The organism is bacterium (genome assembly GCA_037128595.1).
Taxonomy (GTDB): Bacteria; Verrucomicrobiota; Kiritimatiellia; order CAIKKV01; family CAITUY01; genus JAABPW01.
Map to the genome: position 1 here is coordinate 1 of JBAXWB010000051.1, position 13,032 is coordinate 13,032.

Below are 13,032 nucleotides of genomic sequence, written 5' to 3' on the forward strand. Positions count from 1 at the left end.
CATCGCACTTTTCTCCTTTATTGAAAAGTGTCAATCTACAGCCGGACGGGACACGGGACACACACTGCTTACTGCCTACTGCCCACTGTATCTCTACGCCGTTTTACGGCGGGGTGCCTTCCCGGTACCGCCCAAATTCGGGTATTTGATCTTGGGGGCGTGCCGATGGAATTCCTGGATACTGCAGACTTCCATGCGCTTGGCGTCACGCATGGCCTCAATCCCCGCCAGAGCCGCCCTGAACCCGTGAATCGTGGTCGTGATGGGAATCCCGCGGATGACTGCGTGGGAGCGCATCTTGACCTCATCGATCCGGGCTACCGGCCCGCTCGTCGGGGTATTGACAATCCAGCTCACCTGCTTTTCCTCAATCAGGTCAACCACGTTCGGGCGCCCATCGGCGATCCGGAACAGTGCCAGACTTTTAATATCATTCTGACGCAAGAGGGTGCTCGTGCCGGCGGTGGCATAAATGGTGAAGCCGAGGTCCACCAGCCGTCTGGCCAGAGGTAACAGGGCTTCCTTATCCTCATCCCGGATGCTCAGGAACACATTCCCCTGGGCCGGCATCGGATTCCCTGCGGCCAACTGGCTCTTCAGGAACGCCATCCCGCCGGTGGAGTCAATCCCCATCACCTCACCAGTGGACTTCATCTCGGGGGTCAAAATCACATCCACCCCTGGAAAGCGGGCGAACGGGAAAACGGCTTCCTTGACCGAGAAATGCCGGGGAATGATCTCCTTGGTAAATCCCATGTCCTTCAGCTTGAACCCGGCCATGGCGAGGGAGGCCACCTTGGCGAGGGCCACCCCGATGGCCTTGCTGACGAAGGGAACCGTCCGGGACGCACGCGGATTGACTTCCAGCACATAGACATGCCCATCCTTGATGGCGTACTGGACATTCATCAGGCCGCAGACCTTGAGTTCTTTCGCCATCAGGAGCGTACAGCGCCGGATTTCATCCTTCACCGCGTCCGTCAGGGTGGGAGCGGGAATGGTGCAGGCACTGTCCCCGGAATGAATCCCGGCAAGTTCCACATGCTCCATGATGGCACCGATCACGGACGTGTCGCCATCGGAGAGGCAATCCACATCCACCTCGACCGCATTCTCAAGATAGCGGTCGACCAGCACCGGACGCGTGGCGGACACTTCGGCCGCTTCGGCCATATATTTCCGCAGCATCTCGACGTTATAGACAATCACCATGGCTCGGCCACCAAGTACAAAGGAAGGCCGCATCAATACAGGGAAACCGATCCGTTCGGCAATGACCTCGGCCTGTTCCACCGTCGTCGCCATACCATTCTCAGGCTGTTTGAGCTTCAGTTTCCGGAGCATCGCGGCAAAGAGGTCACGGTCTTCGGCCACCTCAATGCTGGACGGCTTGGTCCCGATGATATTGACCCCATTGGCCTCAAGATCCTTGGCCAGGTTCAGCGGGGTCTGTCCCCCGAACTGGACAATGGCGCCCCAGCAGTTCTCCCGTTCATAAATGTTCAGGACATCTTCCAGCGTGAGTGGCTCGAAATAGAGGCGGTCACTGGTGTCGTAGTCCGTTGACACCGTCTCGGGATTGCTGTTGACCATGATGGTCTCGAAGCCGGCCTCATGCAGCGCGAAGGCGGCATGCACGCAGCAGTAATCGAATTCAATCCCCTGCCCGATCCGGTTCGGTCCCCCGCCCAGGATCATGACTTTCTTCTTGTCCGACGGCCGGCTCTCATCCACCTCGCCATACGTTGAATAGAAATAGGGGGTAAACGCGGTAAATTCGGCCGCGCAGGTATCCACCAGACTGTATACCGGCAGGAGCTTCTGCGCCTTGCGGGCGATGCGCACGTCTCCCTCTTTGCACCCCAACAGGAAGGCAATCTGCCGATCCGAATAGCCCATCTCCTTGATCTGACGGAAGAGCGCGGGATCCTTCTGCAACCCGGCCAAGGTTTTGGCGGATTTGATCTCGCCCTCATACGCCACCAATTCCTCAAGATGGCGCAGGAACCAGGGGTCAATCCCGGTCAGCTTTTGAATCTTCTCCACCGTCCAGCCCCGCGTGAAGGCGGCATGCACCACGAAAATCCGCATGGCGTTCGGGCGGATCAGTTCGGCGGACATCACCTCATCTGTCATGGCTTCAAAGGCGGCGCCCTTGCCGTCCGCCCCGAACCCGGCCCGCCCGATTTCCAGGGAGCGGCAGGCTTTCTGGAAGGACTGCTTGAAGGTCTTGCCGATGCTCATGGCCTCACCCACGGACTTCATCTGGGTGCCCAGCGTGCTGTTCACGCCGGGGAATTTCTCGAAGGCGAAGCGCGGCATCTTGGTGACCACATAATCAATGGACGGCTCAAAACAGGCAGGGGTCTCCCGCGTAATATCATTCCGCAATTCATCCAGCGTATAGCCCACCGCCAGTTTGGCCGCAATTTTGGCGATCGGAAACCCAGTGGCCTTGGAGGCCAGTGCGCTGGATCGCGACACGCGGGGATTCATCTCGATGATGATCATGCGGCCATTGGCCGGGTTCAGGGCCCATTGCACATTGGAGCCACCGGTGTCGACCCCGATTTCGCGCATCACGGCAATCGACCCGTCGCGCATGATCTGGTATTCCCGGTCCGTCAGGGTCTGGGCCGGCGCCACCGTAATGCTGTCCCCGGTGTGAACCCCCATGGGGTCCAGATTCTCGATGGAGCAGATGATGACGACGTTGTCCTTGTGGTCGCGCATCACCTCGAGCTCGAATTCCTTCCAGCCTTCGATGGATTCCTCGACCAGCACCTCGGTGGTCGGACTATAGAACAGGCCGCGGTTGACAATCTCCACAAATTCCTCGGCGTTACGGGCAATGCCGCCGCCGGTCCCGCCCATCGTAAAGCCCGGCCGGATCACGACGGGATAGCGCCCGATTTCCTTCTGGACGGCCCAGGCCTCGTCCATTGAATGCGCCGACCCGCTCTGCGGCAGGTCCAGCCCGATCTTCTGCATGGCCGCCTTGAACAAGGCGCGGTCTTCAGCTTTGCGGATCACCTCCGCCTTGGCCCCGATCATCTCCACGCCGTAGCGCTTGAGGATGCCCTGATCATGCAACTGGATTCCCAGATTCAGCGCGGTCTGCCCCCCCAGTGTGGGAAGCAGGGCGTCCGGACGCTCACGCCGGATGATCTCCTCGAGTATCGGCACCGTCAGGGGCTCAATGTAAGTCCGGTCGGCAAATTCAGGATCGGTCATGATCGTGGCGGGATTGCTGTTCACCAGCACCACTTCATAGCCCTCTTCCTTCAGGGATTTGCAGGCTTGCACACCTGAATAGTCAAACTCGCAGGCCTGTCCGATGATGATGGGACCGGAGCCGATAAGCATAATCTTCTTGATGTCGGTTCTTTTAGGCATAGGTGTTGTAACTTAATCTGAGGGTTAACGGATCGGGTTAAACTTTTTTAGATTTCCGGCATTCCGACTTCCCCCTGAGCGTCAGGGCGGCGGCCACAAAGTCACGGAATAACGGATGGGGATTCGTCGGAGTGGACTGGAATTCCGGGTGGAACTGGCAGGCCACAAACCACGGATGAGTCTTCAATTCGATAATTTCAACCAGGTCGCGCCCGGGGCACATGCCTGAAATGACAAAGCCCTGCTTCGCCATCTGGTCGATATATTTGTTATTGAACTCATAGCGATGGCGGTGTCGCTCCATGATGTCAGCCCGCCCGTACGCCTGCCAGGCCTTCGTCCCGGCCTTGACGCTGCAGGGATAGGCGCCCAACCGCATGGTTCCGCCTTTTTCCGTGACCTTCTTCTGCTCCACCATCATGTCAATCACCGGGTGCGCCGTTTCAGGATTGAACTCCGTGCTGTTGGCATTCTTCAGGCCGCACACATTCCGGGCATACTCAATGGTCGCACATTGCATTCCCAGGCAGATCCCGAAGAAGGGAATATTCTGGGTACGGGCATATTCGATCGCCTTGATCTTGCCCTCGATGCCCCGGTCGCCAAAACCGCCGGGCACCAGAATCCCCGCCACGCCCTTGAGCAGGGCTTCGGCACCGGAGGCCTCAATATCCTCCGACTCGACCATGCGCACCTCAACCTTGACGTTGCTGGCAATCCCGCCGTGGGCCAAGGATTCATAGATGCTCTTGTAGGCGTCCTTCAGACTGATGTATTTGCCCACCACGGCAATTTCAAGCACGCCATTCGCCGGCTCAATCAGCTTGGCCACCATGTCGCGCCAGTCATCCAGGTTCAGCCGGTTGACATGCATTCCCAGCAGTTCGAGGATATACACATCCACATCCTGGCGGGCGAGTTCAATAGGCACCTCATAAATCGAGTGTTCGACATCCTTTTCCTCGATCACCTTATTGAGATCGACATCACAGAACAGGGCGAGCTTGGCCTTGTGTTCGTCGTTCATGGGGTGCTCGCAGCGGCAGATCAGAATGTCCGGAATGATCCCGATCGTGCGCAGGATCCCGACCGACTGCTGGGAGGGCTTGGTCTTCATCTCGCCCGCCGCCTTGATATACGGGACCAGCGTCAGATGGATAAACAACCCATTCTGGCGTCCGATCTCATGGCGGAACTGGCGGATGGCCTCCAGGAACGGCAAGGACTCGATATCCCCGGCCGTGCCGCCGATTTCCGTAATCGCGATATCCACATCCTCCGCATCCAGTGAGCGGATCGCCGCCTTGATTTCATCGGTGATGTGAGGGATCACCTGGACGGTCTTCCCCAGATAGCCCCCCTCCCGCTCGCGGCGGATCACCGATTGATAAATGCTGCCGGACGTGTAATTGCTGTTCCGGTTGCAAATCACTTCGCCAAACCGTTCATAATGACCGAGGTCGAGATCGGTCTCAGCGCCATCCACGGTCACATAGACTTCGCCATGCTGATACGGGGACATGGTGCCGGGGTCCACGTTCAGGTAGGGGTCAAGCTTCTGCATCTTGACCCGGTAGCCACGGCGTTTAAGCAGAAGCGCCAGCGCGGCGGCGGTCAGTCCTTTTCCAAGCGACGACACCACGCCGCCAGTAACAAAAATATGCCGGGTAGGTCCATTTCGTGTAGCCATAATCCACTCTTTCAGCGATGCCCTTTTGATTCCAGATTGAGCAACATATTGTTGCTCTCCAATGCGTCCTTACCTAGCATGCGGCTGACATCCATGGGATAGTTCCCCGAGAAGCAGGCATTGCAATAATCCAATGAATTGGGGAACGGCGACAACAGCCCTTCCATGCTGATATACCCGAGGGAATCGGCCCCGGTGAAGGCGCAGACTTCCTCAATGGTGCTGCCGGCCGCAATCAGCTCGGCTTTGGTGGCGAAATCGATCCCGAAGAAGCAGGGATTGATGGTGGGTGGACAGGAAATGCGTAGATGGATCTCCTTGGCCCCGGCCTCACGGAGGGCCATGACACGCCGGCGTGAGGTCGTACCCCGGATGATGGAATCATCCACCACGATCACCCGCTTGCCCCGCACCACATCCGCCACCACGGCCAGCTTCATATCCACGCTGCGGGCGCGCTGGTCCGAATCGGGCATGATGAACGTCCGGCCCACGTAATGGTTACGCATGAAACCGAAATCGAGGGGGATACCGCTCTGTCGCGAGTACCCGAGCGCGGCGGAATTACCGCTGTCGGGCACCGCGGTGACCAGGTCGGCCTCCACGGGATGTTCCTGCGCCAGGCGCATGCCCAGCTTCAGCCGCACCGAATGAACGCTCTGCCCGAAGACCGTACTGTCAGGCCGGGCGAAATACACATGTTCAAACACGCATTGGGCGAACTGCTTCTGTTCCTTCTCGGCGAACCAGGTGCTGCGGAGCCCCGAGGCGTCCACAATCACCAGCTCACCCGGCTCCACATCGCGGACATATTCAGCCCCGATCTGGACGAGAGCACAGGTCTCACTGGCAAAGACAAACCCGTTGCCGAGCTTCCCGATGGAGAGCGGCTTGAAGCCCAGCGGGTCACGTGCCGCCATGACACAATCCTTGGTCATCAGGAGAAACGCGAACGCCCCCTTGAGTTCGGCCAGCGCGCGCGCGACGCGGCGGGGCCGGTTGCGGTACATGGGATCGGCCAGGAGATGAATCAGGACTTCGCTGTCGGTGCTGGTCTGGAAGATGGCCCCCGACTCCTGATACATATGCCGGAGCGATTTGGCATTAACGAGATTGCCGTTATGTGCAATGGCCCAGATGCCATCCACGGTCTCGGCGACCAGCGGCTGCACATTCTGGACGCGATTGGCGCCGGTGGTTGAATAGCGGACGTGCCCGATCCCGATATGACCGGCCATCCCGCGAAGGATTTCGGTATTGAACACATCGTTGACCTCGCCAATCCCTTTTGAAGACTTCACCTGACTGCCGTCTGAAATCACAATTCCGGCGCCTTCCTGGCCCCGATGTTGCAGTGAAAACAGTCCGGCATGAATTAACAACGAAGCGTCGGGAATACCGAAAACGCCAAACAGTCCGCACGATTCTTTAGGGTGATCATTGTCTGATACAGAATTCACGTATAATCCTCCACACGGGGCCAATGGCTTTACCGTTTCATGCGGAGAAAAGCAAGATTTTTCACCTCACCTCAGTGCCCAAATTCTTTTACCACCCGCCTGGAGTACCAGGCTTGAGACACGGAGACTCAGAGAAGAGAGGATAACAACCGAAAAGAGAATGTGGCGTTAATTTTTCCACCCGAGTACAGGTGGAAAAATAAAACGCCACGGTTTCTTGAAGGAATACAGGGAGGGGAAGAAGAGGTTTTGTCTGTTGTTCCATCTCCTCTTTCTCGACGAATTCCTCCAAGAGGGGTTGCGGGAATTATGGCTGCCGGTACTCCGGCAGGCGGAATTCCCGCAACATTTGCGTGGGATCAGGCTCTCTTTGTGTCTCCGTGTCTCGAGCTTGGTAATCCAAGCGGGTGGTAAAAGCATTTTACCCTACGAAGGTCTTATGCGCCTCAGTGGCCGCTATGAGGGCAACCGGAACTCGGGCAGGAGGCACAGGCGGCGGAGGGTTCGTGCCTGGGGCCGGAGGGCGCCATGGACACGCTGAACCCGGACAGGGCTTTTTTCAGTTTGCCGCCACACTTGGCACAGGTCTTGGGAACATCCTGGTCATTACGGATCAGGGCTTCCACACGACCCGCGCATTTCACGCATTCATATTCATAGATTGGCATACAACACCTCAAATAAAAAAGGCCGCAACCTTTCGGCTACGGCCTTGCGTTGAATCATAAAGACTCAATTAGCCCAGGATCGCATCCTTGCAAGCCTTGGCGACGCGGAACTTCACCACGCGCTTGGCCGGGATCTTGATCGTTGCGCCGGTCGCGGGATTGCGGCCCATGCGCGCCTTGCGGTTCACCAAAACCAACTTGCCCAAACCAGGAACCGTGAAACCGTTCTTGGCATTCTTGTACGCCAAGTTAACCAGCGTCTCGATCGCCACGCCAGCTTGCTTCTTGGTGATTTCGGTCGCTTCCGCCACGCTCGTCACGATCTGACCCTTCGTCAATGCTTTCGCCACTGCTTTCGCCATTAGAGTAACTCCTGTATGGTTAATTTAGAGCCCAACCACCATGGTTCGCTCTCAATAGAAATGGAATATATGCATATTTCCTAAGGAATGCAATACCCCATCTGCATTTTTTTCAATGTTTATAAGGGGTTGAGCAGAAAGAATTCAGGATTCAGGATTCAGAATTCAGGAGGGCGGCAAACTCGGCTTCTGAAAGAATGGGCACACCCAGGGATTGGGCTTTGGTCAGCTTTGAACCGGCATCGGAACCGGCAATGAGATAGTGGGTTTTCTTGCTGACGCTGTCCGTCACTTTCGCACCCTGTTGGCGCAGCGCCTCCTGGGCCGACTCCCGCGTGAAGTGCTGTAAGGCGCCGGTAATAACCACCGTCTTCCCGGCAAACGCACCTCCCGTCGCCGCAGGCCGCTCCGACAAGTTTTTCATATTCACACCGGCCGCGCGCAGTTTTTCCAGCACCTCCCGGTTCCGGGCGTTGGCAAAAAAATCCACCAGGCTGCCGGCCATGATGGGGCCCAGATCGGGAACCCGCTGGATCTCCTCCAGACTGGCGGCGGCCAGTGCGGCCAGAGTCCGGAAGTGGTCAGCCAGTTTGCGCGCTGCCCCAGCACCCACATGAAAGATGCCAAGGCTGTAGATCAGATGCCAAAGATCGCGGGTTTTACTTTCATCGATCGCCTGAATGACATTGGTTGCCGATTTCACCGCCATGCGTTCCAGGCCAGCCACCTGCTCGACCGTCAAGCGGTAGAGATCCGCGACATCCCGGACCAGGTTCTGGTCCACCAACTGGTTCACCAGGACTTCCCCCACCCCCTCGATGTCCATTCCCTGGCGACCGGCGTAGTGCTCAATGGTCCGTTTGAGCTGCGCCGGGCAGGCAATGTTGTCGCACCGCCAGGCCACAAATTCCGGATCGCGACTGATCGCCCCGCCGCAAGCGGGACACTTCCCCTTGAGATGCGCGACCAGATCAAAGGGGAGGGATTCGGCCGACCGGTTCTCAGGAATGGCCCTGATGACGGCGGGGATCACCTCGCCGGCCTTCTCCACCACCACCGTATCGCCTACCCGGATATCCTTGCGCCGGATCTCCTCTTCATTGTGCAAGGTGGCGCGGGAGAGGGTGGACCCGGCCAGCAACACCGGCTCCAACTCCGCAACCGGTGTCAGAATGCCGGTACGGCCAACCTGCACCGTGATATCGCGTAGCCGGGTTTGCGCCTGTTCATGGGAGTATTTATAAGCAATGGCAAAACGGGGCGCCTTGGCGGTGGCCCCCAGTCGCGACCACTGGGCGAGGTCATTCACCTTGATTACCGCCCCGTCGATCTCATACGGCAGACTGGCTTCCAATCCCACGAGTTCACTGCAACGCTGGATCACGGACTCCATGTCCGGACACTGCCAGCAGGTCCCCGGCGTCGGAAATCCCAGAGTTTTAAGCAGCTCAAGGACCGCCTCCTGCGTGGCGGGAAAGGGCAGGCCCTCAATGGCCGAAATGGCGTAAAATACAGCCGACAGGGGCCGTTGCGCCACAATCCTGGAATCCAGCTGCTTTAAGGAACCGGCGGTGGCATTGCGCGGGTTGGCAAAGGGCTCTTCCCCCGCCGCGATACGATCCGCATTCAACTTGCGGAATCCTGCCACCGGCATATAGGCCTCGCCTCGCACCTCGATAAAGGCCGGCAGAAAAACCGAGTCCGCCAGCCGCAGGGGAATGGCCCGGATGGTTCTTAGATTTTCGGTGATATCATCGCCCGTCACCCCATCCCCGCGCGTGGTCCCCACGGCCAGCACTCCGTTTTCATACCGGATGCAGATGGAACAGCCGTCCACCTTCGGTTCCAGGACATACGCAACCGGTTCGTCTGGCAGGAGTTTCCTGACCCGCCCGTCAAACTCACGCAGCTCCTCGTAGGAATAGGTATTATCAAGCGACATCATCGGCTTGAGATGCCGGACGCTTTTAAACCCCTTGAGCGGCGCCCCCCCCACGCGCTGGGTGGGGGAATCGGAGGTAATCAGATGCGGATACTGCGCCTCCAGCTGCTTCAACTCATCATAGAGCCGATCGTACGCCCGATCAGAAATCTCCGGCTTGGCCTCCACATAATAGAGGGTGTTGTGCCGGTTGAGTTCTTTTCGGAGATGATCAATCCGCAATTTGGCTGAAGGCTCGCCCATTTACTTCAACGGCATCGGGACACAGAGGTTGCCCTCTTTGTCGGCCACACGACCGCAGTTAAAACAGACGAACTTGGGTGCCTGGACGAGTTTCTTGATCTCTTCGATTTGTCCGGTGCTGGCCAGCATGCAAAGGTGACCGGGATGTCCATGCTCATGTTTACAATCTTTACGTTTTTCAATCATCGAATCAGCTCCTTTTTCCTGAGGTTATATCAAGAGTTATCAACTTCATCACGAATTTATTCCACGCGGCGCACCTGAACGGTGGTGACGGAACTTTCTTCCATCCCCTGCCGGAAGGCCCTGGCCTTGACGAGCGCGCCATACACCACCGAAACGGCCCCCGTGTAGCGCTCGGAAGACTGGTCCGGCGAACGGCCATCGAGGGTGTACCGCAGTTCCGCCCCCGCCGTTTCTGTTTCCAGCACCACCTTGACAACGGGCGCAACCACCTTGTTCGCATTTTCATTCACGCGGCAGCCGGGAACCGGGTAGGGCTTCCCCTGTTCATACGCACCCATATCAGGAAGTTTTCCGCTGTACTCATCGGTGAATTCAGGTTCTTCCTGTCCGGCATCAATGCAGGGGGAGCCAGTGGCCAGTTGGAAGTTCCGGTTCGTTTCATCCACAAACCCGGGCGCGGACCCGACGTAGTTTTTCGCCCAGACCAACTTTGGGGGAACTCCCCCACCCTGCACCGTCCAGGAGGGGCCGGTCAGGATATTGTTCATTACCCGGGTCTCGCCGAAATCCCCAGCCGGCGCCGTGAATTCACTATCAATTCCCCCGCCATTCAAGGCGCAGGTATTGTTCAGCAGGTAGTTATAGCGGGCCTTGCCAGCCAACCGCAACGCCACCCCCGGCTGCCCCCACACCACATTCTGCCGGAACACATAGTTCTCTACAGGCCCGCGGAACCGGACCCCATCGCCTCCAGCGGACACGTTATCATGCACCCAGTTGAAGGCCAGCACCGTCCCCTTCCCGTCACCGGTGAGTTGAACCAGACTCACGTTGGTCTGGCCCGCCCCGCACCGGTAGAAATCATTGTTCTCGATCCGGGCATTAAAGACATTGCTGCACAACAGGGCGCCACCTGAAAAATTCATAACCGAGACGTTACGGATCAAGGGGGCCGTTCCCTGGGCCAGGATCCCGAAGGCACTCTCGAGCGGCACATCCCGTCCGCGCACCAGACTGTTGAGAAGGCGGTTGTTCACTCCGTCCGGCAACAGCACCACCCCATACCCGTCGCTGCCGATCACTGAACTGTTGGCGAGCTCATTTTCCCGGCCGCCCATGATAACGGCCGCGCGGACCGATGTGACATTCGTTGCCCCACCCAGGATATTGGTGACGCCAACCTGACCGCCACCCCACCAGATATGTCCATCATCCATCCGGCAGAAACGCGCGCCCGTCCAGTTCATCCCGCAGGATGTCAAATTGATCCCCTGAACTTCAATGTAGGCGAGTTTTTGAAAATCCAAACCCCAGCCGCGAGTTTGCAACTCGATGTGATGGCCTTCCGGCGCGTCATTATGAGGGAGCCGGATGTAGGCGATGTGATTGAGCGGATCGTACCAATAAGAGGCCCGCAACGAGAGGGCGGGCGCCAGATCATTGATATCCAGGGTGTCCGTCGCCAGCACCTCATCCACCAGGACCTGAACGACATTCGTCACCGAGGCACGGTACAGCGCTCCGGTCACCTGTTGCCAGGTCACGTTGTCATCCGCCCCCGCGATGGTCACGGTTTCTCCCGGTGCGGACTGGAAGCGGATCCACTTATCCGGCTTGCCCGAGACCGCGGGACGGACCGTCTCCCGGTACACCCCGCGGCTGATCGTACACACATCCCCGGGCAACATGAGCCCGGCGGCCTTCTGAATGGTGCGGAACGGCTGCATGCGGCTGCCGGGATTGGCATCATTGCCGCCCTTCTCCACAAAATAGTCCGCCGCCTCAGTCTGAAGCGACACACTAACCCCTAGAAAAAGGCATAACGATCCGGATAGCCAATAATGTTTCATAGCCAGTAACCCCATTCAAGTGACCGGCCAGATAATAGCGTGCCCCACGTGCCACTCAAGCCAATAAGCAAAAAGATGTTCACACCCGCTATGCTCGTTTTCTGTCACCCATACATACCACTGGAAAAGACTTCAACTAATTAAGAAATGAAGAAATCTATTTCACGAGATGCGAAAAGACCTCCAAAATGTTTCGCGATTTGTCATGGCTGGCCTGGGTCATTGCATAGTCCACCGTTTTTCCCGATTAGTCGCCAGCCAAGAAAAATCGCAAAACGGTGCTTCCCGGACATTTGAGAAGCATGAATATTGTGCGCCCCGCTCATTCTATCGATTTAGGGAAAACCGTTGGGCATTTTTGTTGGCGTATATTCCACGCCGGCTCAAATGCCCAAACATTTCTTTTTCACATGAAATTTGCAATTTCTTCATTTCTTAATTAGTGGTGAAGTCTTCCGATCAACTTTTGGCTTGCTAGGATCACATTCAAACGCCATTATGCACGCCTTTCTCAAGGACAAGGCCGGATTTTTTCCGTCCCGAAACCTCGAAAAAGACATGGTGGGATTCCGGAGCGGTCAAACGGGGCAGACTGTAAATCTGCTGGCTACGCCTTCTAAGGTTCGAATCCTTATCCCACCACCACTTCTTAAAAGCCCTGTAAACATTGAGTTTGCGGGGCTTTTTCTTTTGATAATCAACGACTTACGCATTTACCGCATCTTCAAATCCCATTCCCTTCAATCCCCCTTGTCGTAGCCTGTCATAACCAGACATACCCTGTCATAACGGCTTAAAGGTGAATATTCACCTTTAAGGAAATGGGGGAAACATTAGGGGATGGGGATGATTAATAATTAAACGGGAGATGGGATCAGCGGTCAGAATATGAAAAGTTTACAGGCTTTATCAAATAATAGAGCAGAGATTTTCGTGAAATTGCGACGTTTAGGAGGGGACTGATTGGTCATATACCCCCCTGCCCTGCCCATTTTACCCCCCTCCTACCACCATAAGAAACAATTACATTATCGGCGGTGGATGGACGGCACTCCCTGAAAGCGGTATAATTCAGTTAATGGGAGACAGAAATACAAGTGAGAAAGAGTCCCCCAAAGAACGGGCGGCATCAGGTAGGCAAATCACAGATGCCGCTCTTGCCATTATAAGCCCCTAACGATTGTCCCCGATTCTCTCTTGCCCCTCCTGCACTTCCCGTTTATCAAAAAGATGAA

General features: G+C 56.8%; 8 protein-coding genes and 1 tRNA gene. 1 reads left to right on the plus strand and 8 read right to left on the minus strand.

The window, feature by feature from the left end; all coding sequences use genetic code 11:
* Positions 1 to 93 precede the first annotated feature (93 nt).
* The 8 genes from carB to WCS52_18980 form a co-directional block, all read right to left on the minus strand.
* The gene (gene carB, locus WCS52_18945; protein MEI6169266.1) at positions 94 to 3,396 is read right to left on the minus strand and encodes a carbamoyl-phosphate synthase large subunit; all 3,303 of its coding nucleotides are present in this window, start codon (positions 3,394 to 3,396) and stop codon (positions 94 to 96) included.
* Between the two features lie 37 nt (positions 3,397 to 3,433).
* Entirely contained in the window at positions 3,434 to 5,086 is a 1,653-nt protein-coding gene (locus WCS52_18950) for a CTP synthase (GenBank protein ID MEI6169267.1), read from the minus strand.
* A gap of 11 nt (positions 5,087 to 5,097) precedes the next feature.
* Positions 5,098 to 6,546, minus strand: a complete 1,449-nt coding sequence (gene purF, locus WCS52_18955; protein ID MEI6169268.1) for an amidophosphoribosyltransferase — start codon at positions 6,544 to 6,546, stop codon at positions 5,098 to 5,100.
* Between the two features lie 446 nt (positions 6,547 to 6,992).
* Complete coding sequence (locus WCS52_18960; GenBank protein ID MEI6169269.1) at positions 6,993 to 7,214, minus strand: FmdB family zinc ribbon protein; 222 nt, start codon at positions 7,212 to 7,214, stop codon at positions 6,993 to 6,995.
* Between the two features lie 68 nt (positions 7,215 to 7,282).
* A complete protein-coding gene (locus tag WCS52_18965) occupies positions 7,283 to 7,576 on the minus strand; it encodes an HU family DNA-binding protein (GenBank protein MEI6169270.1) in 294 nt (97 codons plus the stop codon).
* Positions 7,577 to 7,727: 151 nt separating this feature from the next.
* Entirely contained in the window at positions 7,728 to 9,761 is a 2,034-nt protein-coding gene (gene ligA / locus WCS52_18970; GenBank protein ID MEI6169271.1) for an NAD-dependent DNA ligase LigA, read from the minus strand.
* The gene (locus WCS52_18975) at positions 9,762 to 9,947 is read right to left on the minus strand and encodes a hypothetical protein (protein ID MEI6169272.1); all 186 of its coding nucleotides are present in this window, start codon (positions 9,945 to 9,947) and stop codon (positions 9,762 to 9,764) included.
* Between the two features lie 56 nt (positions 9,948 to 10,003).
* On the minus strand, positions 10,004 to 11,797 hold the full coding sequence (locus WCS52_18980) for a chitobiase/beta-hexosaminidase C-terminal domain-containing protein (protein MEI6169273.1): 1,794 nt from the start codon (positions 11,795 to 11,797) through the stop codon (positions 10,004 to 10,006).
* Positions 11,798 to 12,357: 560 nt separating this feature from the next.
* On the opposite strand from WCS52_18980, the gene WCS52_18985 reads away from it, so the two are divergent.
* Positions 12,358 to 12,442, plus strand: a tRNA-Tyr gene (locus WCS52_18985).
* Positions 12,443 to 13,032: the final 590 nt, after the last annotated feature.